We start from the raw sequence: 23,307 nt of genomic DNA, 5'->3' as shown, positions 1-23,307 counted from the left end.
CCCCGGCGGGTGCGGATGTGTAGACACTTGGGTTACGTCGGCCCGCCGGTGCGGGTGGGCGACATGTTGACCCTCGGCTCCCATTCGCTGCGCACCCAGGCGTGGGCGCCGCGCGACATGCGTCACGGCGGCACCATCAACGCCGACGGTTTCGGCGTCGCCTGGTGGAGCGTCACGCCGGACGACACGGTCACCGCCAGCCGCTACCGCAACGCCGAGCCGATCTGGACCGACCCGGCCGTGGACGAGGTGCTGCCGCAACTGGAGTCCGCCGCGGTGCTCGGGGCGGTGCGCTCGGCGACGGTCGGCATGCCGGTCGAACGGTCCGCGTGCGCGCCGTTCACCCGCGACCGCTGGGCGTTCAGCCACAACGGCGTGGTGCCGGACTGGCGCCGCACCCTGACCGGCGTGGCGGCCGAATTCGCGGTCGTCGCGGCCGGACTCGGCGCCGAGGACCTGTTCTCTCCGGCGCGGCTGCTGGAGGCCGAATCCGCCACCGACGCGGCGACGCTGTGGGTGCTGCTGTGCGATCTGCTGTCGACCGGCGCACCGGACGGCGAGTGGTCGGCGGCTCCGGCGGCACTGCGGCTGCTCGTCTCCGCGATCCTCGACCGGGCGCCGGAAGCACGCCTGAACCTCCTGCTCTCCGACGGTGCGCAACTGTGGGCGACCACCTGCCACCACTCGTTGTCGGTGCTGGTCACCGACGATTTCGCACTCGTGTCCTCCGAACCGTTCGACGACGACCCCCGCTGGCAGTCGGTCCCGGACCGCAGCCTGGTGAGCGCCAGGCCCGGCGCGCTGTCCGTCGACCCCCTCCTCTGACCCGAAAGGCCGGTGCCATGACCGCAGTCACGCTGGACATCCACCTGACCGAAGACGACCTGAACACCGCGCTCCGCTCGGACGCCAGGCTGGGCCTGACCGCGAACCCGAAATGGTTGCCGCCCAAATGGTTCTACGACGCCAAGGGCAGCGAGCTGTTCGAGCGGATCACCGAGCTGCCCGAGTACTACCCGACACGCACCGAGCGCGCGCTGCTCGAACGGGTGGTCGACGAGATCGCCGACGCCGCCCAAGCGGAGGTACTGGTCGAACTCGGCGCCGGATCGGCGGCGAAGACGCGCCTGTTGCTCACCGCTCTGAGCGCGCGCGGGCCGTTGAAGAAGTATGTACCGCAGGATGTTTCGTCGGCAGCGCTGCGGGCGGCCGCCGACGAGGTCGCGGTCGAGTTCCCTGGGCTCGCCGTGCACGGTGTGGTCAGCGACTTCACCGACACGCTGGCCAACCTCCCCCGCGGCGGACGCCGGATGATCGCATTCCTCGGCGGCACCATCGGCAACCTCGTCCCCGCGGAACGGGCGGAGTTCCTCGCCAGGATCCACGACTTGCTCGAGCCGGGGGAGCAACTGCTGCTCGGGGCCGGGCTGGTCACCGACCCGGCGGTACTCGTTCCCGCCTACGACGACGCGGCGGGCGTCACCGCCGAGTTCAACCGGAACGTCCTACACGTGCTGAACTCTCGCCTGCGCGCCGACTTCGCGCCGGAGAAATTCCGGCACGTCGCGGTCTGGGACGCCGAACGGGAGTGGATCGAGATGCGGCTGGAGGCGAGCGAGGACATGACCGTCGCGGTCGGCGATCTCGACCTCACCGTGCGCTTCGGCCGCGGCGAACAGATGCGCACCGAGATCTCCGCCAAGTTCCGCGTCGAGGGCCTCGAAGCCGAACTCGCCGCCGCGGGCTTCGCCACCGGACACGTGTGGACCGATCCGGACGATCGTTTCGCGCTGCTGCTCGCCGGGCGGCGCTGACCACGTATCGATCGGCGGCGCTCACCACGACGGTGCGCCGCCGACCACCGCCCCGAGCCACTCGACCAGCGGCCGCATCGTCTCCCAGGTGGCGCGGACTTCCTTCGCCGTGCGCGGCGTGTCCAGCCAGGCGGGCGCGCCGAATTCCCGGCCGCACGTGATCGACTTGTGCCGCAGCAGGTCGATGCGCGGGTGGTCGGCGTCGTAGCCCTTGGGTCGGGTCTTCAGCTTCTCGCCGCCGATGGTGAAGCCCGCGTCGGTGAGTTTCGCGAGGATCGCCACCAGTTCCGGTCCGCGCACCTCGTCATCGATGGTGGCCCGCAGCTGCGCGAGTTGCTCGGACGAGCCCTGGTAGAAACCGCCACCGACGAACAGACCCCCGGCGTTGATCTGGACGTACCAGCCGACCCCCGCCGCGGCGCGCACCACGGCGCCCTGCGCGGTCTTGTACGGCGACTTGTCCTTGGCGAACCGCACGTCGCGGTAGGGCCGGAAGATCTTGGCGGTCCCGAAATCCGGCTCCAGATCGGCCACCAGGGCCTTCATGGGCGCGAGCACCGACTCGTCGTAGATCTTCTTGTGCGCGGTCCAGAACGCCTTGGAGTTGTCGGCCTCCAGGTCTTCGTAGAAGTCGAGCCCGGCGAGCGGGAAACCCGCGAATCCGGTCATGCCCGCACACCCGCCGCGCTGATGTCACCCGATAGACGCATACCGAAAATCTACGTCGTGATGTCTCCGCCGAACACGACGAACCCCACGATCAGGCCGATCACCATCCCGACGGCCGCAGCGATCGCTGCCCATTTGCCGAGCGATTCGCCTTTGGTGCGCCCGATGATGCCCAGGATTATCCCGGCCGGGCCGAACAAGATCGGGCAGAACAGCACCGCGGTTATGGCGCAGACGAAGCCGATGATCGAGTACACCTGGCTGGTCGGCTGCTTCGGCGGGGTGGCGTAGGGCTCGTACCCCTGCTGCGGATAGGACGGGTAGCCGTACTGCGGCTGTTGCGGCCCGGACGTCGGGTAGCCGTACCCACCGCCTGGCGGGTACTGCGGTTGCCCGGTCGGCGGATACGGCTGCTGCGGGGGATACGGCTGCTGAAAGTCACCGGGCTGCCCGCTCGGCGGATAAGGCGGTTGCCCGCCCGAACCGTACTGCGTGTGCTCGTCCGGCGTGAACCGCTGCGTCGTTTCGTCGGGAGGCTGTGGCCCGGAACCCGGCGTGGGAGCCCCCGGCGCGGCGGGTTCGGCGCCCCAGGACTGCTGCTCGCCCCCGCCGTTGGCGCCCCAAGGCCGGGGTTCGGCGGGCTGGCCGCTGGGCTCGGCTCCCCACTGGCCGCCCAGCGCTCCCCCGGGCGGCGAGCCGCTCGACTGCCACCATTGGTCGGCCGGGCCCGGCTCGTGCTCCGGCGGTAGCGCGGCGGCGGGATCGTGCTCAGTGGGTCGTCCACCGGGCGTCTGCGCCGGGGCGGAGCCGGTCGACGGCTGGGCAGGCTCGTCACCGGAGGTCGCCCCGGTCGGCTTCGACGGTGACTCCGGCGGCCGCTGCTCGTCGTCGGTGTGGTCCGGATCCTTCGGCGTGCTCATCGCACCCTCCTCGTGTCGTCCCGGTCACGCAACCTATGCCTACCACGGTGAGCGCGTCGTCATAGCCGATTGCTACAGGCGCGTCGGGGACGGAGCAGGTTCAGAGATCCTCGTCGTCGATGATCTCGATCGCGGCCACCTCGGCGGACCGGTCGTCCGACTCGTCCGCGGCGAGGGTGTCGCGGGCCGTCCACTCCTGGTCCAGCTCGTCGTCGATGCCGAGCCTGCCGTCGTCCTCGTCCTCGTGGTAACGGATGCGCAGTTCGTCGGGCGGATCCTCGATGTTGCGCTGATACTCGCGGATCTCGTCCTCCTGGTCGTCGTCCCCCATCTCGGTCTCCAACGGATCACGGTCCATACCCTCAGTATCCCCATTGATCGCCGCGGCTAACGCGGACACGAGAACGGCGGCCCGGACCGTAGTCCGAGCCGCCGTTCTCGCGGTAAGAGCTCTATGCGTTTCCGTTGAAAAGACCGGTCACGGAGCCGTTTTCGAAGACCTCGCGGATCGTGCGGGCCAGCAGCGGCGCGATGGACAGCACGGTCAGCTGCGGGAACTTCTTCTCCTCGGACAGCGGCAGGGTGTTGGTCACCACGACCTCCTTGGCGCCGCAGTTGGCGAGGCGCTCGGCGGCGGGCTCGCTCAGCACGCCGTGGGTCGCGGCGATGACCACGTCACCGGCGCCCGCGTCCTTCAGCACCTTGACCGCGCCCGCGATGGTGCCGCCGGTGTCGATCATGTCGTCGATCAGGATGCAGGTGCGGCCCTCGACCTCGCCGACCACGCGGTTGGACTTGACCTGGTTGGGCACCAGCGGGTCGCGGGTCTTGTGGATGAACGCCAGCGGCGAGCCGCCCAGCGAGTCGGCCCACTTCTCGGCGACGCGCACGCGGCCGGAGTCGGGGGAGACGACCGTGATGTGCTCGAGGCTGTAGTTGGTGCGGACGTACTCCGCCAGCTGCACCTGCGCGTGCATGTGGTCGACCGGGCCGTCGAAGAAGCCCTGGATCTGGTCGGTGTGCAGGTCGACGGTGATGATCCGGTTCGCGCCCGCGGTCTTCAGCAGGTCGGCGACCAGACGGGCCGAGATGGGCTCACGGCCGCGGTGCTTCTTGTCCTGGCGGGCGTACGGGTAGAAGGGCAGCACCGCGGTGATCCGCTTGGCCGAGCCGCGCTTGAGCGCGTCGATCATGATGAGCTGCTCCATCAGCCACTGGTTCAGCGGCGCGGGGAAGCTCTGCAGGACGAAGGCGTCGGAGCCGCGCACCGACTCCTCGAACCGGACGAAGATCTCGCCGTTGGCGAAGTCCCGTGCCACCTGCGGCGTGACGTGGACGTCGAGCTCCTTGGCGACCTGCTCGGCCAGCTCAGGATGAGCGCGTCCCGAGAAGAGCATCAGGTTCTTCTGGTTGTCCATCCATGACGCGGTCACTGCTGTTTGCCATCCTTTTGCTCTATTGCCTGACCCGACATCTCCTTGGCCGCGATGGCTTCCGCCGCCGCGCGCGCCGCGTCCGTCCCTGGACGGTGTCGCTGCACCCAGCCCTCGATGTTCTTCTGCGGTCCACCGGACACCGCGAGAGCTCCGGGCGGAACGTTTCTGCGCAGTACAGTACCCGCCGCCGTATAGGCTCCGTCACCCACCGTCACCGGCGCGACGAACATGGTGTCGCTGCCGGTGCGTACGTGCGAGCCGACGACGGTGTGGTGCTTGGTCACGCCGTCGTAGTTGACGAAGACGCTCGACGCACCGATGTTGCTGTGCTCGCCGATGGTGGCGTCGCCGACGTAGGTCAGGTGCGGGACCTTCGAATGCGCGCCGATCGAGGCGTTCTTGGTCTCGACGAACGCGCCGAGCTTGCCCGTGTCGCCCACGATGGTGCCCGGCCGCAGGTAGGCGAACGGGCCGATGGTCGCCTTCGGGCCGATGGTGGCCCCCTCGCCGTGGGTGCGGATCACCTTCGCCCCGTCGCCGACGACCACGTCGGTGAGCGTGCTGTCCGGGCCGACCTCGGCGTCCTCGCCGACGACGGTGTTGCCGAGCAGTTGCACACCGGGCAGGATCACGGCGTCCCTGCTGATGCGCACGCTGGCGTCCACCCAGGTCGAGGCGGGATCCATGATCGTGACGCCCGCGCGCATGTGGCGTTCCAGGATGTAGCGGTTGAGCGTGCGCGCCGCCGAGGCCAGCTGCACGCGGTCGTTGACGCCGGTGACCTTGGCCGCGTCGACCAGGCGTGCGCCGTGCACCGGGTGTCCGGCCTCCCTGGCCAGGCGCAGCACGTCGGTCAGGTACAGCTCGTGCTGGGCGTTGGCGGTGGACAGGCGGCTGATCATGGTGCGCAGCACCGCGGCGTCGAACGCGTACACGCCGGAATTGACCTCGGTGATCGCGGCCTGTTCCGGGGTGGCGTCGGCGTGTTCGACGATCTCGGCGAGCTGGCCTTCGGCGTCGCGGACGATGCGGCCGTAACCATTCGGGTCCGGCGGCACGAAGGTCAGCACGGTGACCGCGGGGCGTTCGGCGTAGCTGCGGTGCTCATCGAGCAGCGCGGCCAGGGTGTGTCCGTCCAGCAACGGCACGTCGGCGGAGGTGACCAGCACGTCGCCGGTGAAGCCGACCGGCAGGGCGGCAAGCGCGCACTGCACCGCGTGGCCCGTGCCGAGTTGCTCTTCCTGGATCGCCGGGGTGATCTCCCGGCCGAGATCGTCGGCCACCGCGGCCACCGCGGCGCCGACTTGTTCGCGATCGTGCCCCACCACGGTGATGAGGTACGCGGGGTCGATCTCGTTCGCCGCATGCAGCGCGTGCGCGAGCATGCTCCGACCGGCCAGCGAATGCAGGACCTTGGGGGTCTTCGACCGCATTCGTGTCCCGGCACCGGCTGCGAGAACGACGACGGCGGTCTGCTGTGGCATGGATCTCCCTCGGCTGCCTGTCCTCGTGCTGGGCGTCGTCGTGCTTGGTCAGCGATGTGCGGGCCAACGATAAGTCATCGTGCTCTCGAGCTCCGCCGCCAGGACTCGAACCTGAACTCTCTGAACCAAAATCAGATGTGCTGCCATTACACCACGGCGGATTGCCACACCGGCGGTTGGCGAAACCCCCGCCGCTGTGCCATGGCACGGGATGAATCCTCGCATACTCGCCCGCCTCCCCGCGAATTGTTCCCCGCGCGGCATCTGGTATTCGGGCCGGACCAGCGCGGGAGCGCTCCTGTCCTCCGGCCGGGCAGCGCTCGGGCGGAGGACCGCTCGATCGCCGACTACAGCGGAGAGCCCCCGCGTCCCCTCGCCCCGGAGAAGCGGACTGCCGACCGGTCTGGGACAGTGGTATCCGAATGTCGATGTCGTGCGTCGGAGCCCCGATGTGACGGCTGACCAGGCACGCACGAGGGCGGATCGCCGGGCTCGCCCGCGGTCCCGTCCCGGCATGCGCTCGTCGGCTCGGCGGGAACCGTCGAGGCACTCACGACCGGCAACAACGCGGGAAGGGCGGAGGAGCAGGGGTGTCTTCGAGTGAGTCGCATCGAGTGTCCCGTCCACGGATGACCGGCACCCAGCGGCGTCAGCAGCTGATCGAGATCGGGCGCGCGCTGTTCGCCGAACGCGGTTACGACGCGACCTCCATCGAGGAGATCGCGCAACGCGCCCAGGTCTCCAAACCCGTGGTGTACGAACACTTCGGCGGCAAAGAGGGGTTGTACGCGGTCGTCGTGGACCGGGAGATGTCGATGCTGCTGGACATGATCACCTCCTCGCTCACCCAGAACCGGTCGCGCATCCGGCTCGAACAGGTCGCGCTGGCGCTGCTGACCTATATCGAAGAACGGACCGACGGGTTTCGAATTCTGGTGCGAGATCAGCCCGCCGCCGCCGCCGAGGGCAGGTACTCCAGTTTGCTCAACGAAGCGACCAATCAGGTGGCGCACATTCTGGCCGGAGATTTCGCGCGGCGCGGGTTCGACACCAGTCTGTCCACCCTCTACGCGCAGGCGCTCGTCGGTCAGGTCGCCACCGCCGCCACCTGGTGGCTGGACGAGCGCAAACCCTCGAAAGAGGTTGTGGCGGCCCACTTGGTGAACCTGTGCTGGAACGGGCTGAGTCATCTGGAAGCCGATCCACAACTGAGTTCGGAATGGCGCGCGGGCGCCGGTGAGTGACCCGGATTGTTAACCAGCAAATTGCGCGACGGCTCTCGCCGAATGCTCGAATTGGCTGCTGGACGCGCGCCTGGTGGTACGGTTCACCCATCCTTTGGGTGCTGTTCGGGCGGTAAGTCGGTCAACTTCGGGATGTCGGTCTACTTCAGGATGGCTGGTTTTTGGGATGACAGGCGGATCTGATGGCTAGGCAAGCGCGCGCGGAGATCACCCGCGACTCCGTCCTGGCAGGCGCTGCCGATGTCTTTCTGCGCTTGGGATATGCGAATGCGAGCCTGAGCGAGATCATCGCGCAGTCCAATGTGACCAAGGGCGCCTTGTATTTTCACTTCGGCTCCAAGGAGGAGCTGGCGCGCGCGGTGGTCGACCAGGGCAACGAGCGGTTGACGAGCTCGTGTCAGGGCTTCTTCGATCCGCGAGTGCCCGCGCTGGAGGCGTGCATCGGCATCACCTACGTCGTCGCCGATCTATCGATGAACGACCCGATGGTCGGCGCCATGCTGAAGCTGACCCACCAGATCGGCGACTACCGCGGCGCTCAAGGCGACAACATCGCCAAGAACTGGGGCGACACCTACCGGCTGCTCGCCGAACGGGCCATCGCCCAAGGCGACCTGATCGCTGACCTGGACGCCGAGGTCATCGGCCTGCTGTGGCAGGAGATGGCCGCGGGCGTGCACATCATCGCCGTCGGCACCGAATCCATCGACCAGATGGCGGTCCGGATGGAGCGCGCCTGGTACTTCCTGCTCCCGGCCATCGTCCCGGCCGAGAAGCTCTCGTACTTCAGGGAATTCGCGGCAAGACGTTTGCGGCGCTACGTGCCGTAACTTTGGCAGCGCCTGCGGCGCCGCGAACGGCGCATGCTCGGTCTCGCTTCGCTCGAAAGTCGTGGTTACGGTGCGCTGGGCGCGTTGGTGTCGAAGCTCGCTGCCCGGCGCACGCGTGTGCTGGCTGGCTGGCTGTCGGCTCGGGCTGTTCTTTCGTCGCGTGCGCTGCGGTCGTGGAAACGCGAGCCGGGCCGCGAACGGCGGATGCTCGGTCTTGCTTCGCTCGGAAGACGTGGCTGTGGGTGCGCTGGGCGCGACGGTGGTCGAGCTCGCTTCGGGGCGTGCGGTCGGTGTGGCTGGTTGGTGGTTGTCCCGTGTGGCCGGTGGTCGTGGGAATGTGAGCGGGGCCGAAGGAGGCTCGGTTCATTTCGCTTGAACGACGGCGTTCGGCCGGTGTGGTTGCGCTGGTGCCCGCGTCGGGCAACGTTCGCCCTGTCGAGTCATGGGTCGGGGGCATACGGGGATGGATAATCTCGCGGCATGCATACGCATCGGAGCTTCCACAATCCTCCTGCTCTGCCGCATGAGGTGGTAGTCGCGGTGTTGGAGCGGGCACTCGGAGACCGCGCGTACGAGTTCGAGGCGGCGGATGCTCTGGTTGGCAGCGCCTTGAACGACGACGATCGGGAGTTCGTCGAGCACTGGTGTGTGCAGGTCGGAACGCGGGCTGTGTCCGGCAGCCCGCTGCTCGGGCTGGCCGGGCTGTGCCTGGGACATACCGCTCGGCGATTCGGGCGGCTCAGCGATGAGTCCGTTGCGTCGGCGCGCTCCTTGTCGGCGCGTGCCGAGGCGGATCCGTCGGACGTGGACGGGCGGGCACTCGACGGTTTCGATGACGTCCGGAGTTTCCTGCACCTCTGGTGAAGGCCCGCAGTGTGCGTCGGGCGACATTCGCCCTGGCTATGGTAGGTGCTCGTCGGTGGTGTGCTTGTTCCGCCGGATGACGTAGCCGCGAATCGTGCTGACGACTCCGCCGGGACCTTCTCGCTGTGGCTCGCTTCTCGCCGGGAGGAGCCGGAGCGTGTTCGGGTGGGCGGCCGTGTCGGCGACGAAATAGATCGCGGATGGGCGCTCTGGTACCGGGCAGGGGCGGCAGTCGCCTCGCGGCGGCGCGGGCGCTGCAAAAACAAGATGCCCGCTTAACTAGACTCGGTTGGCCGCTCGAAACGTGTCGCCTGCGCTCAGGAGTTGTCGATGTCCACCCACCGCCCCCCGTTGGCGGGACTGGCCGCCGCGGCCGGTGCCGATTCCTCGCTACGGACCGTCGCGGAGCTGATCGGCACATCGTCGGTCGAGCTGGTCGCGCCGTCGGCGGTGCGGCCGTTCGTCGCGTCGCGGTTGGCCGCCGAGCGGCCGTTGGTGGTGGTCACGGCCACGGGGCGGGAGGCAGACGACCTGAGTGTCGAACTCGTGGAGATGCTCGGTCCCGCGGTCGCGCAGTTCCCGTCCTGGGAGACGCTGCCGCACGAGCGGCTCTCGCCGGGCGCCGACACGGTGGGGCGCAGGCTGGAGGTGCTGCGCCGGATCGCCCACCCCGGCGACCCGCATTTCCCCGCGCCGCTGCGCGTGGTGGTGACCACGGTGCGGTCGCTGATGCAGCCGATGGCGGGTGGGCTCGGCGAGATCGAGCCGATCGTGCTGCGCGTCGGCGCCGAGCTGGACTTCGACGAATTGCTCACGCGGCTGGTGGAATTCGCTTACACCCGGGTCGACATGGTGGGCAAGCGCGGTGAGTTCGCGGTGCGCGGCGGCATCCTGGACGTCTTCCCGCCCACCGCCGACCATCCGGTGCGCGTGGAATTCTGGGGTGACGAGGTCACCGAACTACGGCCGTTCTCCGTCGCCGACCAGCGCTCGCTGCCGGACGTCGCGGTGGACGTCGTGGTCGCGCCGCCGTGCCGGGAACTGCTGCTCACACCCGAGGTGCGCGAGCGGGCGGCCGAGGTCGCCGCCGCCAACGCGGCCGACGCGGCGCTGGTGGAGATGCTGGAGAAACTCGCGCAGGGCATCCCGGTCGAGGGCATGGAAGCGCTGTTGCCGGTGCTGCAACCGGGGCAGTTGTGCCTGCTCACCGAGGTGCTGCCGGAGGGAACCCACGTACTGCTGTGCGATCCGGAGAAGATCCGCACCCGCGCGGCCGACCTGGTGCGCACCGGCGAGGAATTCCTGGAGGCATCCTGGACCGCGGCCTCGTTCGGCGGCGCGGCGCCGCTCGGCGGACACGGACTCGACCTGGCCGCCTCCGCCTACCGCCCGCTGCCCGAGATCCAGGCCAGCGCCGAGCGACAGGGCCTGCCCTGGTGGACGCTGAGCCCGCTCGCTTCCGGGGATTCCTCCGAGGTCGTGCTGCCGGTGCTGCCCGGCCCGGCCGCGCGCGGGTCCGACGAACTGGTGGCGACCATGTTCGCCTCGTTGCGCGCCCACGTGCTCACCGGCGGCAGGGCCGTGGTGGTCGTCGCGGGCCACGGCACGGCGCAGCGCATCCTGGAACGGCTGGCCGACGCGGAGGTCCCCGCCGCGGCGCTGGCGGCGGGCGCGGAGCCGAACGAGGGCGTGGTGGGCGTGCTGTGCGGCTCGCTGCACGACGGCTTGGTCTTCGAGGGCGCCGGTCTGGTGGTCGTCGCCGAATCCGACCTCACCGGCAACCGGGTCACCGCGCCGACCGAGGGCAAGCGGATGCCCGCCAAACGGCGCAACCAGGTCGACCCGCTCGCGTTGAGCGCGGGCGACATGGTGGTGCACGACCAGCACGGCATCGGCAAGTTCGTCGAGATGATCGAGCGCACCGTCGGCGGCGCGCGCCGCGAGTATCTGGTGATCGAGTACGCGCCGAGCAAACGCGGCCAGCCCGGTGACCGGCTGTTCGTGCCGATGGAGTCGCTCGACCAGCTCTCCCGCTACGTCGGCGGCGAGATGCCCAGCCTGTCCAAGCTCGGCGGCTCGGACTGGGCCAACACCAAACGCAAGGCGCGCAAAGCGGTTCGCGAGATCGCCGGCGAGCTGGTGCAGCTGTACGCCGCCCGCCAGGCCGCGCCCGGTCACGCGTTCGGACCGGACACGCCGTGGCAGAAGGAGATGGAGGACGCGTTCGCGTTCACCGAGACCGTCGACCAGATGACCGCCATCGCCGAGGTGAAGTCGGACATGGAGAAGGCCGTCCCGATGGACCGCGTGGTCTGCGGCGACGTCGGCTACGGCAAGACCGAGATCGCGGTGCGCGCGGCGTTCAAGGCGGTGCAGGACGGCAAACAGGTCGTCGTGCTGGTGCCGACCACGCTGCTCGCGCAGCAGCACCTGCAGACCTTCACCGAGCGTGTCGCGGGTTTCCCGATCACCGTGAAAGGCTTGTCCCGCTTCACCGATCCGGCCGAGGCCCGCGCGGTGCTGGAGGGAATGGCCGACGGCGGCGTCGACATCGTGGTGGGCACGCACCGGCTGTTGCAGACCGGCGTGCGGTGGAAGGACCTCGGCCTCGTGGTGGTCGACGAGGAACAGCGATTCGGTGTCGAGCACAAAGAGCACATCAAGGCGCTGCGCACGCACGTCGACGTGCTCACCATGTCGGCCACCCCGATTCCGCGCACCCTGGAGATGAGTCTGGCGGGGATTCGCGAGATGTCGACCATCCTCACCCCGCCGGAGGAACGCCACCCGGTGCTCACCTACGTGGGCGCCTACAACGACAAGCAGGTCACCGCCGCGATCCGGCGCGAGTTGCTGCGCGACGGCCAGGTGTTCTACGTGCACAACCGGGTGTCGTCGATCGACAAGGCGGCCAAGCGGATTCGCGATCTGGTGCCCGAAGCGCGAGTGGCGGTCGCGCACGGCCAGATGAACGAGGACGCGCTGGAGTCCACCGTGCAGGGCTTCTGGCAGCGCGAATACGACGTGCTGGTGTGCACCACGATCATCGAGACCGGTCTGGACATCTCCAACGCCAACACCCTGATCGTGGAACGCGCCGACGCGCTGGGCCTTTCGCAGTTGCATCAGCTGCGCGGCCGGGTCGGGCGCAGCCGGGAACGCGGCTACGCCTACTTCCTCTACCCGCCGGAGAAGCCGCTCACCGAGACGGCCTACGACCGACTGGCCACCATCTCGCAGAACTCCGATCTCGGCGCGGGCATGGCGGTCGCGATGAAGGACCTGGAGATCCGCGGCGCGGGCAACGTGCTCGGCGCCGAGCAGTCCGGCCACGTCGCTGGCGTCGGCTTCGATCTCTACGTGCGGCTGGTCGGGGAGGCCGTCGAGGCGTATCGCGCCGCCGCGGACGGCAAGCCGATCACCACCGAGGAGGTCAAGGAGGTGCGCATCGACCTGCCCGTCGACGCGCACATACCGCCGGACTACATCGCCAGTGACCGGCTGCGCCTGGAGGCATACCGCAAACTCGCCGCCGCGCAGGATGATTCGGCGCTCGCGCAGGTCGTGGAGGAACTCGTCGACCGGTACGGCCCGTTGCCGGTGGAAGTCGGGCGTCTGGTGTCGGTGGCCAAACTGCGCCTGCTCGCCCGCGAGTACGAGGTCACCGAGATCGCGGTCACCGGGACGACCTTGAAGATCTCGCCGCTGCACCTGCCCGATTCCAAGCAGATGCGCCTCAAGCGGCTCTACCCGAGCGCGGGATACCGCGCCGCGTCCGGGGTGGTGCAGCTTCCGCTGCCGCGCGTGCAGGACAGTGTCGGGGCCGAGCGCGTCCGCGATGTCGTGCTGCTGCAATTCGCCGCCGATCTGTTGCTGGCGTTGGACGGGAAGGCGCAGGGAGCGGTCGACCTCACCGTCGCCGCCGAGATGGCGCCGCGATGAGCTCGACACGCGACGAGTCCGTTCTGCGGGCCGCCCGCCATCGCGCGGTTCACGGCGTGGAGCGCGACGGGGAGGCGACACCGCGCACGGACACCGCGGTGGTCGCGGCGGGGCTGGCCGGGGCGGTCGAGGTCATGGACCGGCTCTGGCATTTCGGTGGGTGGGAGGTCACCCAGACCCACGACTCGCTGCGCCCCTATCTGCTCGAGGAGACCTACGAACTGCTCGACGCCATCCAGCACGACGATGCCGAGACGATCAAGGAAGAACTCGGCGACCTGCTGCTGCAAGTGCTCTTCCACTCGCGGATCGCCGAGGCCGCAGGTGAATTCACCGTCGACGACGTCGCCGCCGCGCTGGTGGCCAAGCTGGTCAACCGCAGCCCGCACCTGGTGGATTCCGCGATCGATCCCAACGCCTCGGTGGCCGAGAAGATCGCCGCCCAGGAACGCGCTTGGGAAGAACGCAAATCCGCCGAGAAGTCCCGCCGTTCCTGCCTGGACGGCATAGCCATGGCCCAGCCCGCGCTGGCACTCGCCGAGAAGATCGTCTCCCGCGGCACCAAAGCGGGCCTGCCACCCGCCCTCGTTCCAGAAGCCCTGCGCGTCGTGCACCTCGGTGGCCCGGAAAGCGCCGAAGAACGCCTCCGCAAAGCGGCGCTCACCTTCGCCGCCGCCATCCGCGCGGCGGAGGACAGCGCGGAAAAGGAACGCGGCGAACGTCTTCCGCTCACCGCCGAGGATTGGCACGCCTTCTGGCCGGAGGGGACCGAGTAGGACTCCCGCGCGGCCGTCCGATTCAGGGAAACTGAAAGAATGCGGTACCCCGAACTGAACGCACGACCGCGATGGCGGTCGACCGGGAACGGCAGATTCCCCGTCGCCGCCCACGTCGACGGCCAGTGGTGGGTCCTACGGATGAACGGCTTCCCCGACCACCCGCTGTGGACACTGTTCGTCAATGGCGCACCCCGTTTCGACATCGACGACACGCCGCCCACTTGGGGACGACCGAGCGACCGGTCCGCACCGCCCCTCGACCCCGACACCGCCGAACGAATCCTGGCCCCGGTCCACCACTTGGTCGCCTACGGAAGCGAAGTCGGTGACCCCTGTGACGACCCGGTCTGCTGCGGGTGACTCCGCGATTCGTGTCGTTCCACTCGGCCGGCAGCCTGGGCTGAAATCGTCGGTCTTCATCAACCGACCACGGGGGTTTCCGCTCCGGAGACGGCCTCTCCGTGGAGGCGACCGCGCGCTCGGGTGCACCCGAGGTAGCCTGTCTCGGAGGGAGGGGCCAATGCTGATCGATTTCGTTCCTGACAAGAGTCTGTACCCCTTCGAGTCGCGCTGGTTCGACTCGTCGGCGGGCCGGGTTCACTACATCGACGAGGGGGCCGGGCCGCCGCTGCTGTTCTGTCATGGCGCTCCGGCTTGGAGCTTCCTCTACCGCCACATCGTGAAGGACCTGCGCGACCGGTACCGGTGTATCGCCGTCGACTATCCGGGTTTCGGATTGTCCGAACGTCCCGAGGGTTTCGGATACACGATCGCCGAGCACACCGCGGTCCTCGGCGAGCTGATCGATCACCTGCGGCTCGACGGCTTCGTTCTGATGGGACAGGACTGGGGCGGCCCCATCGGTCTGGGCGCGAGCGCCGCGCGCGCTGATCGGGTGCGGGGGATCGTGCTGGGCAATACCTCGTTCTGGCCGACCGAAGCGCTGGCGAATCGGGCGTTCAGCGTGATCATGGGCAGCCGTCCGATGCAGCGGCGGATACTCGAACAGAATTTCCTCGTCGAGCGCGTCCTGCTCGCGGAACTGGGGCGCAAGCTGAGCGCGGCCGAGGCCGACCACTATCGCGCGGTGCAGCCCACCGCGGAAGCCCGACGCGGACTCGCCGCGACGCCCAAGGAAATTCGTGCCGCACGCCCGCTGCTGGACCGACTCGCCCGAGATGTGCCCGTCCTGCTCGGCGACAAGCCGGCCCTGTTGGTGTGGGGAATGCGGGACATGGTGTTCCGTCCGAACGCCTGTATCCCGCGAATGCGGGCCGCCTTCACCGATCTCGACGTAGTCGAGCTGCCGCACGCGCGGCATTTCATTCAAGAGCACGCACCGGAAGCGATCGCCGCGGCGATCGCGAAGCGGTTCCCGTGAGTTCGACCGGAGGCGAAACGTGCCGCGCGGGTCCTCCGGCGCTCGATGCCGATGGAGCACGAGGCCGAAAGACCGGCGCGGCGAACCCGAATCGAACCGTCAGACGTTGACGCCGTAGTCCCGGGCGATGCCCGCGAGCCCGGAGGCGTAGCCCTGGCCGATGGCGCGGAACTTCCACTCGTTGTTGTGGCGGTAGAGCTCGCCGAAGATCATGGCCGTTTCGGTGGAGGCGTCTTCGGTGAGGTCGTAGCGGGCCAGTTCGACGCCGGTGGCGGCGTCGACGACGCGGATGAAGGCGTTGCGGATCTGGCCGAACGACTGGCCGCGTGCGTCGGCGTCGTGGATGGACACCGGGAAGAAGATGTTGGTGATGTTCGGCGGCGTGGCGGTGAGGTCGATGTTGATCACCTCGTCGTCGCCCTCGCCCGCGCCGGTGAGGTTGTCGCCGGTGTGCTCGATGGATCCATCGGGCGAGCGCAGGTTGTTGTAGAAGACGAAATGCTGATCGGACAGCACTTTCAGATTCGGTCCGCAGGCGAGCGCACTGGCGTCGAGGTCGTAGTCGGCGCCGGTGGTGGTGCGCACGTCCCAGCCGAGCCCCACCGACACCTTGGTGAGATTCGCGGCCTGCTTCGACAGCGAGACATTGCCGCCTTTGGCCAGAGTGACGCTCATGATCCCCTTCCGCGCGGCACGGCCGGTGCCGCCTCTTTCTCTGCTCCCGGGAACGCCGGGCCGATCTAGTTCTGGTGTTCTGCCCAGGATCTCAGGGTGTCGACCCGGCCCTTCAGCGCGCGCAACTCGCTCTCGTCGTCGAGCACCGTGCGCTGGATGCCTTGCACGACCGCGAAGGCCGACTGGCGATGGTCGTCGATCACGTCGACATCGATGCGGACGGCGACGTAGTCGGCGGCGTCGGGCATCTGCTCGGCGACCACGTGTGCGGTGCCCCTTGCGCACATCGCCACGTTGCCCCCACCGAGGATCAGCAGGGCCACCTCGGGATGTTCGCGCAACCGCGCCAGCGAACCGCGATCGTACTTGAGGCTGATCAGGATGCGCCGGTCACCGGCCCGCACCGGCCAGGACACCGGAATCGCATGCGGTGCAGGGTCGGTGGTCACCAGTACACCGATCGTCTCCAGTGGCCATTCCGGGAGCGCGTCCAGCTCGGGATGATCTGTCGAGTTGTGCTGACGTTGGGCGGGGCTCGCTCCGGCTGCCATCTTCGTCACCTCATGGATCGTCGAGCGCGGCGGGCTGTGCCGCGCTTGATAGCAGTCTAAGGCGCTGTGCGCCTTGCGCGCTGGCGCTGGGCGCTTTGTCCGGACCGCCCTTTGGTGACCAGCGGCGCGTGTCCGGCGCGGTCAGGCCGAGATCAGCGCGGGAATGTCGAGCGCGGCGGCCCACTCCCTGGCCATGTCGCGCACGCGGACCTCTGTCGACGCGTCGTGCCGGGCGTGTTCGCCCACCTGCACGGCGCCGCGCGCGGCGAGTTTCTCGGCGATGATCTCGCCGCCGCGGTTGAACGTGTCGCCGTACACGATGTCGCCGAGCCCGAAGACGGCGAAACGCAGCCCGTGCAGATCCGGCGTGTCGCGGTCGAGCGCGTCGGCGAAAGGTTCGGCGCCGGTCGGCAGCTCGCCGTCGCCGTAGGTCGAGCACACGACGACGTGGAAGTCGCGGACGTCCAGATCCGCGAGGTCGAAGTCCGTCATGTCGTGCACCGAGACGTCGTGCGCCCCGCGCAACTCCGCGGCGATGGTGTCCGCCGCGGACTCCGCGGTGCCCATCTCGGATCCGAACAGAATGACGACGCGCACCGGCACAACCCTATCTCTGATGATATGGTGAGCCTATCCTAATTATATTGCCCAGTGTGTGCCACGACCGTGGGCAGCCCACGGACAGGTGCGGTTCAGCCGCACCGATTGACGGAATGTCGAGCGCGTTGCATCATTCGTAGAGGTGCCCGGAGTTTCCTGGGCAGACCACTTTCCAGTCGGCCGATGACCGTCCGGCGTGCAGCTGCCACCCGTGCCATTCGATCGTTCCCGCACGAGTGCAGCGTTTCCATCCATGACGCCATGCGCGTCCGGCCGTGAGTGAGGTGAAACGAAATGGTCTACCAGTCGTCTACATACCGGGTGATCAATTCGTACCCGCGCTTCGGCACCCTTCCCCACTTCTGAATGTCACCGCGCCAGGCGCGCGGTCCTCGCACGTCGATGCCCCGGCATCGACGGATCGGCGCTCGGCGCGGTGCCCCGGACGCAATCTTCAGACCGGTGGTTCGACGGAAGTGGAGGCAGTCATGACGGACAGGGGAGCAGTGGACTCGGGGGCGGTGGAAATGGTCACGCGGGCCATGGCGAGCAATCTCGCCGTGTCCGCCGCGATGATCGAGGATCTCGGCTACCTGCGCGCGGAACTGGCCGCCGCGGAGGTGCCGTTCCTGCTGGTGCGCGACAGCGGGCACCGGCTCGTGCTCGCGGCCGACGCGGCGCAGCGCCTGATGGTGCGCCGGGTGACCGCCGCGGCGATGTCGGCGGGGTTCTCCTGTGTCGAATTGCGGCACAACGTCTTCCGGCTCGGGCGCGACCACGACCCGGCGCACCATGTCGAGCTGGAGCTGTGGGAATACCACGGCGACACGGTGACATGCCCGCGCCCGAACGCGCTGACCCGCCCGGTCTTCGACCTCGCCGACGTCCAGCGCACGCAGGTGCGGCTGTTCGACCGGACCTGGCCCACCCTGGCGGACATGTTCGCGCCGCAGACCGGTGACGTCGGGTTCGATATCGACCTGGTGTTCTCCTGGGTGGACGGCTCCGATCCGGAATTCCGCGCCCGCCGCGCCGGGATGCTCGCTCAGGTCGTGGTCGGCGAGGGCGACGACGCGGACGCCAGGATCCGCCAGATCGACGAGTTGAAGTACGCCCTGCGGTCGGTGCACAAGAACGCGCCGTGGATCCGCAGGATCTTCATCGCGACCGACTCCACGCCGCCGGAGTGGCTGACCGCCCATCCGAAGGTGACCGTGGTGCCCGCGGCGGACCACTTCCGGGACGTCAGCGGCTTGCCGGTGTTCAATTCGCACGCGGTGGAATGCCAGTTGCAGCACATCGACGGGCTCAGCGAGCACTTCCTGTACTCCAACGACGACATGTTCTTCGCACGTCCGGTGCGTCCGTCGATGTTCTTCACGCCGGGCGGCGTGAGCCGATTCATCGAAGCGGACACCAGGATCGGGCCCGGACGCAACAACGAGCGGCGCAGCGGTTTCGAGAACGCCGCCCGGGTGAACCGGGCGCTGCTGGCGGAGCGCTTCGGTTATGTCATCACGCGGCACCTGGAGCACACGCCCGCGCCATTGCGACGCAGCGTGCTCATGGAGATGGAGGAGGAGTTCGCCGCGGACTTCGCGCGCACGAGCGCGAGCCGGTTCCGCGCGGCCACCGACATCTCGGTCACCAATTCGCTGTATCACTACTACGCCATGCTGACCGGGCGCGCGGTGCCCCAGGAGTCGGCGAAGATGCGGTACGTCGACACGACCAGCTACCACGGTCTGGCATTGCTGGACGGGCTGGCGCGTCATCGCGACGTCGACTTCTTCTGCCTCAACGACGGCAGTTTCCCCGAGGTCGCCGAGTCCGACCGGGTGCGGATCGTCTCGGAGTTCCTGGCCCGCTACTACCCCGAGCCCGCGCCGTGGGAACGGCTCAGTACACCGCCTCGTCATCCGCTTCCGGAGTCGACGCAGGGCGCCGCATGACGTGCGGGATGCGCGCGGCGGGCGGGATCACGATGCCCTCCTCCGTCAGCCGTTGCCGCGCCTCCTCCGGCGTGGCGGGAGCGCCCACCGTGCGACCGCGCTCGATGGGCACCACCGAGTGCACCACGGTGTCCGGATAGATGTGCACGTAGTTGAAGGCCTGCGCGCCGTCCCGGCCGCGCAGGCCACCCTGCGCCACACCGAGATCCTGGCTGTAGCAGGTGGCCGACGCCACCGAGACGGGGATGCCCGCGAACGTGGCGCTGGTGGAGAAGTGCAGGTGCCCGGCGAGGACGGCGCGCACGTCGGTGCCGTCCAGCACGTCGGCCAGTCGGCGCTGATCCCGTAGTTCCACGGTGACGGCGAGGTCGATCACGCACGGCACCGGCGGGTGGTGCATGGCCAGGATGGTGCCGAAGGGCGCGGGCTCGGCCAGGACCGAGCGCAGCCACTCCAGCTGGTCGTCGGAGATCTCCCCGTAGTGGTGGCCGGGCACCGAGGTGTCCAAGGCGACGATGCGCAATCCGTCGATCAGATGCACCCGGTCCAGCGGGGAAGTGGTGGGGTACTCGTGGAGCAGGCGGGCGCGGAGGGCGGCGCGGTCGTCGTGGTTGCCGGTGACCCACACGATGGGCGCCTGCAGACTTCTGGCGAATGGTTCGACGATCGACTTCAGCTTGGCGTACGCGGCGGGCTCGCCCCGGTCGGTGAGGTCGCCGGTGAACACGATCGCGGTCGGCCGGATCCCGCTCGCCGCGGCCTGGTCCAGCAGTTGCCGTAACCGCAGGTCGGCGTCGACATCGCCGTACAGGGGGTCGTCGCCCGCGATGAGATGTGTATCGCTGAAGTGGAACAACACATGATCCGGACGCGGATACTCCGCGACTCTGGTGATGGACACCGGACCGAATCCCTCCTGGCGGTTTGCCCGCCATTGGCTTGGCTCCGTCGCCACGATAGCGCCGGTTACGGACAGGTTTCCCGGCGGTTGATGAAGACTCGCTTGCGGGAAGGTGAGGTTTCGGTGTCGGACGCTGGGTGAACGCGGGTGGATGTGGGATTGGTCACCGACCGAGGGCGTCGGCGGTGCGCAGGGCGTCCACAACCATCGCGGCATCCACCGTGAAGGGTTCGTTGTGGATCGTCTCGCCCGGAGCGGTCGCACGCTGTGCGATGGCCGCCAGTGTCTCGTCGTCGGCATCGGGCAGCCCGAGGGCGGCCAGCGTGGTCGGCAAACCCACCTCGGCGCAGAAATCCAGCACCGTGCCGATCTCGGACGCGGGCGCGCCCTCGAGCACCAATTGGGTGAGGGTGCCGAACGCGACCTTCTCGCCGTGCAGGAACGGGCGCGTTCGCGCGGCGGCGGTCAGACCGTTGTGCACGGCGTGCGCCGCGGCCAGCCCGGACGATTCGAAGCCGAGTCCGGACAGCAAGGTGTTGGCCTCGACGACGCGCTCCAGCGCCGGTGTGACGCCGCGGGTGCGGACGGCGGTCAGCGCCTGCGCGCCGTCGGCGAGCAGGGTGCGATAGCAGAGTTCGGCCAAGGCGGCGGCGCTGCGCGTGGAGGCGCCGCCGCGCATGTTGCGCACCTGGGCGGCGCTGCACGTGCGCGCCTCGAACCAGGTCGCCAGGGCATCGCCCATGCCCGCGGCGAGCAGCCGGGCCGGGGCCTGCGCGACGACCGAGGTGTCCACCAGCACCAGCGCCGGATTCCGCCGCACGAGCTGATACGCCTCGAACTCGCCCGCGTCGGTGTAGATCACCGACAGCGCGCTGCACGGTGCGTCGCTGGAGGCGGTGCTCGGGCAACTGATCATCGGCAGATCGAGGTCGTCGGCGACCGCGCGGGCCGCGTCGAGCACCTTGCCGCCGCCCGCCCCGAGGACGACCGTGCTGCCGGATTCCTCGACGGCGTGGGCGATCCGGGCGATCTCGGCCCGGCTGCATTCGCCACCGGACAGATGGATCGAATAGGCGATCTTCGCGTCTGTCAGCGAGCGCTCCCAGGTGCTTGCCAGCAGCCGGAAAGCGCTGGAGCCCGCCACGATGAGCACCGGCCCGCCGATGCCGAGGCGGGTCATCTCCGCCCCGAGCGCGGCGGTGGCGTCCCGGCCCTGCACGTAGTGCCCCGGCGAGGAGAACACGCTCAGCATCCGGCACCTCCCGATCCCGGGCCGCGCACGTCATCCCGGCCCGGCCGACGACGTTTTCAACGCTACGCGACACACCCTCCGCCACGGTCGTTGTCGAGAGAACCCGCACGCGTGGAGCGCCGACGGTGATGGCCGAACCGGGTCGGCGCGAGTCCAGTTGCCGTCGTCGGTGCCCACGATCTCGATCGCACGTTCCGGCACCGGCAGGCCCGGAGTCCGCCGGACCTTCGCGATCGCACGGTCCGAGCACGGGTCCCGAGCGTCGAAGCTCCGGTCGAAGCCGCTGCGGGCGCTGCCCGGCGACGGGCCGTCGGGCCGGTACACGGCGGGTTTCGAGGCATCCCCGTCCCGGGCTGGACTAGCTGCTCCGAGGCCGCCCTTCGGCACCGCGAGTGGCGTGCCGGGGCACCCCGGAGCGGGGTAGGCGTCCGTCGTGGACCACGTCGGACCGGTTCAGCCCAACTTGTCGTGCGGCCGGGGGCCCGGCCGATGCGGCTTCGGCGATCGCGAGAGCCGTCCGACGACCCGGAGGTGCCCGGAGCGCGATCGGGACCGATCAGCTCTGGGTCGTGAGGGTCTCCGGGAGCAGGTGCGGCCGGTCGCGGTCCTTCTCGTCCAGCAACGCGAAGTAGCGGCGCAGCATGAGGATCGCGGTGGTGGCCAGGCCCGCGGTGAGTCCCCACCAGACGCCCGCCGCGCCGAGCCCGGCCGGATAGGCCAGCAGCAGGGCTACGGGCAGGCCTACGCCCCAGTAGCCGATCAGGGAGAGCCGGAAGCCCGCGTTGGTCGCCTTCAGCCCGCGCAGCAGGCCGGTGCCGATGTTCTGAGCGGCGTCGAAGAATTGCAGCACGATGCCGATCAGCAGCAGGGTGTGCGCGACCTGGATGGTGTCGGCGTCCGAGGAGTCCAGGAAGGGGCGCAGCACCAGATCCGGGGCCATCACGTACACCGCGCCCGTCACCGCGGCGATCACCGCGGCGTGCCGCAGCGCCAGCCAGGCCAGTGCACGGGCGTGCGCATGCTCGTCGCGCGCGACCGCGTGGCTGACCAGGATCGACGCACCGTGCGAGAGACCGATCGCCACCTGGAACACGATGTAGATGATCTGGTAGACGACGTTGTGCGCGGCCAGCGCCGCCGGGCCGATGCTGCCCATGACCAGCGCGAGCACCGAGAACATGCCGGCCTCGGAGCCGTAGGTCAGCGCGATCGGCGTGCCCAGTCGCAGCTCGGCGCGCACGGTGGTGAGCCGCACCGGCAGCGGCGTGCCGGGCAGGGTGCGGCCGAGTTCCTCGTCGCGCCGCACCATCACCCAGAACACGCCGAAGGTGATCAGGAAGACCAGCGAGGTCGCGACACCGATACCGGTGAGCCCGAGTTCGGGCAGGCCGCCCTTGCCGTGGATGAAGCCCAGCGCCAACAGCAGATTCAGCACCACCGAGCCGAGCGTCACCAGCAGCAGCGCCTGCGGGCGCTGCATGCCGACCGTGTACTGGCGCAGCACCTGGAACCACAGGCACGGCAGCAGGCCCGGCGCGAGCGCCATCATCAGCGGGCGGGCGTCGGCGAGCACTCCCGGGTCCTGGCCGAGCCAGGGCAGCGCCCAGCCGAGCCCGATCAGCACCGCACCGCCGAGCAACCCGGCGATCGTGGCGATCGCGAAGCTCGAGCGCAGCAGGTCGCGGATCTCCGGATCCGGTGATTCGCCGCGTTTGCCCGCCGCGCTCACGGCGGTGGCGATCTGGTTGCCGCTGCCGGTGATCAAACCGACGCACATGGTGCGGATCTGGTTGAACAGCACGATCGCCAGGCCGCCCGCGGCCACCTGCCGCACGCCGAGCGTGCCCATCAGCGCGATGTTCGTGGTGGATACCGCGATCTGGGCGAGCTGGGTCAGCGCGATCGGCGTCGCCAGCGCGGTGAGCCGCCCGCCGTCGCCGCGGAAACTCGTCACGATCACCGGTTCTCCTTCACAGAGGGCGGGAGCGTCGTCCCGCGCGGGCGCAGCGTCGC

At 69.0% G+C, this 23,307-nt stretch carries 21 protein-coding genes and 1 tRNA gene; 10 read left to right on the top strand and 12 right to left on the bottom strand.

Annotation, left to right across the window (positions count from 1 at the left end; translation table 11 throughout):
* Positions 1 to 15 precede the first annotated feature (15 nt).
* Positions 16 to 825: an ergothioneine biosynthesis protein EgtC gene (gene egtC / locus ACL03I_RS28770; protein ID WP_364428923.1), complete on the top strand. Its 810-nt coding sequence runs from the start codon at positions 16 to 18 to the stop codon at positions 823 to 825.
* 17 nt (positions 826 to 842) lie between these two features.
* Positions 843 to 1,814 carry an L-histidine N(alpha)-methyltransferase gene (gene egtD, locus ACL03I_RS28765; protein ID WP_412807422.1) on the top strand — a complete coding sequence of 324 codons (972 nt, stop codon included), beginning with the start codon at positions 843 to 845 and terminating at the stop codon, positions 1,812 to 1,814.
* Positions 1,815 to 1,835: 21 nt separating this feature from the next.
* Here egtD and ACL03I_RS28760 read toward each other — a convergent pair whose 3' ends face one another.
* From ACL03I_RS28760 to ACL03I_RS28735, 6 genes are all read right to left on the bottom strand, one after another.
* On the bottom strand, positions 1,836 to 2,483 hold the full coding sequence (locus tag ACL03I_RS28760) for a DUF2461 domain-containing protein (protein WP_412807421.1): 648 nt from the start codon (positions 2,481 to 2,483) through the stop codon (positions 1,836 to 1,838).
* A 50-nt stretch (positions 2,484 to 2,533) separates the two neighbouring features.
* Positions 2,534 to 3,403: a hypothetical protein gene (locus tag ACL03I_RS28755; RefSeq protein ID WP_412807420.1), complete on the bottom strand. Its 870-nt coding sequence runs from the start codon at positions 3,401 to 3,403 to the stop codon at positions 2,534 to 2,536.
* 100 nt (positions 3,404 to 3,503) lie between these two features.
* Entirely contained in the window at positions 3,504 to 3,761 is a 258-nt protein-coding gene (locus tag ACL03I_RS28750; protein WP_355074508.1) for a hypothetical protein, read from the bottom strand.
* A gap of 94 nt (positions 3,762 to 3,855) precedes the next feature.
* On the bottom strand, positions 3,856 to 4,821 hold the full coding sequence (locus ACL03I_RS28745) for a ribose-phosphate diphosphokinase (protein WP_379255422.1): 966 nt from the start codon (positions 4,819 to 4,821) through the stop codon (positions 3,856 to 3,858).
* 11 nt (positions 4,822 to 4,832) lie between these two features.
* Positions 4,833 to 6,323 carry a bifunctional UDP-N-acetylglucosamine diphosphorylase/glucosamine-1-phosphate N-acetyltransferase GlmU gene (gene glmU, locus ACL03I_RS28740; RefSeq protein ID WP_355074505.1) on the bottom strand — a complete coding sequence of 497 codons (1,491 nt, stop codon included), beginning with the start codon at positions 6,321 to 6,323 and terminating at the stop codon, positions 4,833 to 4,835.
* 90 nt (positions 6,324 to 6,413) lie between these two features.
* Positions 6,414 to 6,484 (bottom strand) — tRNA-Gln (locus tag ACL03I_RS28735).
* Positions 6,485 to 6,952: 468 nt separating this feature from the next.
* On the opposite strand from ACL03I_RS28735, the gene ACL03I_RS28730 reads away from it, so the two are divergent.
* The 7 genes from ACL03I_RS28730 to ACL03I_RS28700 all read left to right on the top strand — a co-directional run bounded on the left by ACL03I_RS28730 (position 6,953) and on the right by ACL03I_RS28700 (position 15,363).
* Positions 6,953 to 7,567, top strand: a complete 615-nt coding sequence (locus tag ACL03I_RS28730; RefSeq protein ID WP_355074504.1) for a TetR/AcrR family transcriptional regulator — start codon at positions 6,953 to 6,955, stop codon at positions 7,565 to 7,567.
* 182 nt (positions 7,568 to 7,749) lie between these two features.
* The gene (locus ACL03I_RS28725) at positions 7,750 to 8,397 is read left to right on the top strand and encodes a TetR/AcrR family transcriptional regulator (RefSeq protein ID WP_159843027.1); all 648 of its coding nucleotides are present in this window, start codon (positions 7,750 to 7,752) and stop codon (positions 8,395 to 8,397) included.
* Positions 8,398 to 8,877: 480 nt separating this feature from the next.
* The gene (locus ACL03I_RS28720; protein WP_412807419.1) at positions 8,878 to 9,261 is read left to right on the top strand and encodes a hypothetical protein; all 384 of its coding nucleotides are present in this window, start codon (positions 8,878 to 8,880) and stop codon (positions 9,259 to 9,261) included.
* A 330-nt stretch (positions 9,262 to 9,591) separates the two neighbouring features.
* A complete protein-coding gene (mfd, locus tag ACL03I_RS28715) occupies positions 9,592 to 13,203 on the top strand; it encodes a transcription-repair coupling factor (protein WP_356966838.1) in 3,612 nt (1,203 codons plus the stop codon).
* Positions 13,204 to 13,337: 134 nt separating this feature from the next.
* A complete protein-coding gene (locus ACL03I_RS28710) occupies positions 13,338 to 13,979 on the top strand; it encodes a nucleoside triphosphate pyrophosphohydrolase (RefSeq protein ID WP_355075026.1) in 642 nt (213 codons plus the stop codon).
* A 39-nt stretch (positions 13,980 to 14,018) separates the two neighbouring features.
* A complete protein-coding gene (locus tag ACL03I_RS28705) occupies positions 14,019 to 14,342 on the top strand; it encodes a hypothetical protein (protein ID WP_412807418.1) in 324 nt (107 codons plus the stop codon).
* Positions 14,343 to 14,502: 160 nt separating this feature from the next.
* Positions 14,503 to 15,363 carry a haloalkane dehalogenase gene (locus tag ACL03I_RS28700; RefSeq protein WP_412807417.1) on the top strand — a complete coding sequence of 287 codons (861 nt, stop codon included), beginning with the start codon at positions 14,503 to 14,505 and terminating at the stop codon, positions 15,361 to 15,363.
* A gap of 99 nt (positions 15,364 to 15,462) precedes the next feature.
* Here the strand turns inward: ACL03I_RS28700 and ACL03I_RS28695 are convergent, their stop codons facing one another.
* From ACL03I_RS28695 to ACL03I_RS28685, 3 genes are all read right to left on the bottom strand, one after another.
* Positions 15,463 to 16,038, bottom strand: a complete 576-nt coding sequence (locus ACL03I_RS28695; RefSeq protein WP_355074495.1) for a TerD family protein — start codon at positions 16,036 to 16,038, stop codon at positions 15,463 to 15,465.
* Between the two features lie 65 nt (positions 16,039 to 16,103).
* Positions 16,104 to 16,589: a pyridoxamine 5'-phosphate oxidase family protein gene (locus ACL03I_RS28690; RefSeq protein ID WP_355074493.1), complete on the bottom strand. Its 486-nt coding sequence runs from the start codon at positions 16,587 to 16,589 to the stop codon at positions 16,104 to 16,106.
* A 141-nt stretch (positions 16,590 to 16,730) separates the two neighbouring features.
* Complete coding sequence (locus ACL03I_RS28685; RefSeq protein WP_412807416.1) at positions 16,731 to 17,186, bottom strand: flavodoxin domain-containing protein; 456 nt, start codon at positions 17,184 to 17,186, stop codon at positions 16,731 to 16,733.
* 491 nt (positions 17,187 to 17,677) lie between these two features.
* Here ACL03I_RS28685 and ACL03I_RS28680 point away from each other — a divergent pair, with 491 nt between their 5' ends.
* Positions 17,678 to 19,141: a stealth family protein gene (locus ACL03I_RS28680; RefSeq protein ID WP_379255366.1), complete on the top strand. Its 1,464-nt coding sequence runs from the start codon at positions 17,678 to 17,680 to the stop codon at positions 19,139 to 19,141.
* Here ACL03I_RS28680 and ACL03I_RS28675 read toward each other — a convergent pair.
* The 3 genes from ACL03I_RS28675 to ACL03I_RS28665 form a co-directional block, all read right to left on the bottom strand.
* Complete coding sequence (locus ACL03I_RS28675; protein ID WP_355074489.1) at positions 19,089 to 20,042, bottom strand: phosphodiesterase; 954 nt, start codon at positions 20,040 to 20,042, stop codon at positions 19,089 to 19,091. The two genes, ACL03I_RS28680 and ACL03I_RS28675, sit on opposite strands and share 53 nt — an antisense overlap.
* Positions 20,043 to 20,205: 163 nt before the next feature.
* Entirely contained in the window at positions 20,206 to 21,294 is a 1,089-nt protein-coding gene (locus tag ACL03I_RS28670) for a glycerol dehydrogenase (protein WP_355074487.1), read from the bottom strand.
* A 556-nt stretch (positions 21,295 to 21,850) separates the two neighbouring features.
* Entirely contained in the window at positions 21,851 to 23,254 is a 1,404-nt protein-coding gene (locus ACL03I_RS28665; protein ID WP_412807415.1) for an MATE family efflux transporter, read from the bottom strand.
* Positions 23,255 to 23,307: the final 53 nt, after the last annotated feature.

This window comes from Nocardia sichangensis (assembly GCF_047200615.1).
Taxonomy (GTDB): domain Bacteria; phylum Actinomycetota; class Actinomycetes; order Mycobacteriales; family Mycobacteriaceae; genus Nocardia; species Nocardia sichangensis.
The sequence above is the reverse complement of the archived record's forward strand: the minus strand, read 5'-3'. Positions and strand labels throughout refer to the sequence as shown.

Bases quoted from the DNA above. Each gene is read 5' to 3' on its own strand.
- mfd (WP_356966838.1), top strand. From the start codon at position 9,592: ATGTCCACCCACCGCCCCCCGTTGGCGGGACTGGCCGCCGCGGCCGGT.
- egtC (WP_364428923.1), top strand. From the start codon at position 16: ATGTGTAGACACTTGGGTTACGTCGGCCCGCCGGTGCGGGTGGGCGAC.
- ACL03I_RS28695 (WP_355074495.1), bottom strand. From the start codon at position 16,038: ATGAGCGTCACTCTGGCCAAAGGCGGCAATGTCTCGCTGTCGAAGCAG.
- ACL03I_RS28680 (WP_379255366.1), top strand. From the start codon at position 17,678: ATGACGGACAGGGGAGCAGTGGACTCGGGGGCGGTGGAAATGGTCACG.
- ACL03I_RS28760 (WP_412807421.1), bottom strand. From the start codon at position 2,483: ATGACCGGATTCGCGGGTTTCCCGCTCGCCGGGCTCGACTTCTACGAA.
- ACL03I_RS28710 (WP_355075026.1), top strand. From the start codon at position 13,338: ATGGACCGGCTCTGGCATTTCGGTGGGTGGGAGGTCACCCAGACCCAC.
- ACL03I_RS28670 (WP_355074487.1), bottom strand. From the start codon at position 21,294: ATGCTGAGCGTGTTCTCCTCGCCGGGGCACTACGTGCAGGGCCGGGAC.
- ACL03I_RS28700 (WP_412807417.1), top strand. From the start codon at position 14,503: ATGCTGATCGATTTCGTTCCTGACAAGAGTCTGTACCCCTTCGAGTCG.
- ACL03I_RS28755 (WP_412807420.1), bottom strand. From the start codon at position 3,403: ATGAGCACGCCGAAGGATCCGGACCACACCGACGACGAGCAGCGGCCG.
- ACL03I_RS28730 (WP_355074504.1), top strand. From the start codon at position 6,953: ATGACCGGCACCCAGCGGCGTCAGCAGCTGATCGAGATCGGGCGCGCG.
- ACL03I_RS28745 (WP_379255422.1), bottom strand. From the start codon at position 4,821: ATGGACAACCAGAAGAACCTGATGCTCTTCTCGGGACGCGCTCATCCT.
- ACL03I_RS28690 (WP_355074493.1), bottom strand. From the start codon at position 16,589: ATGGCAGCCGGAGCGAGCCCCGCCCAACGTCAGCACAACTCGACAGAT.
- ACL03I_RS28720 (WP_412807419.1), top strand. From the start codon at position 8,878: ATGCATACGCATCGGAGCTTCCACAATCCTCCTGCTCTGCCGCATGAG.
- ACL03I_RS28750 (WP_355074508.1), bottom strand. From the start codon at position 3,761: ATGGACCGTGATCCGTTGGAGACCGAGATGGGGGACGACGACCAGGAG.
- egtD (WP_412807422.1), top strand. From the start codon at position 843: ATGACCGCAGTCACGCTGGACATCCACCTGACCGAAGACGACCTGAAC.
- ACL03I_RS28725 (WP_159843027.1), top strand. From the start codon at position 7,750: ATGGCTAGGCAAGCGCGCGCGGAGATCACCCGCGACTCCGTCCTGGCA.
- ACL03I_RS28705 (WP_412807418.1), top strand. From the start codon at position 14,019: ATGCGGTACCCCGAACTGAACGCACGACCGCGATGGCGGTCGACCGGG.
- glmU (WP_355074505.1), bottom strand. From the start codon at position 6,323: ATGCCACAGCAGACCGCCGTCGTCGTTCTCGCAGCCGGTGCCGGGACA.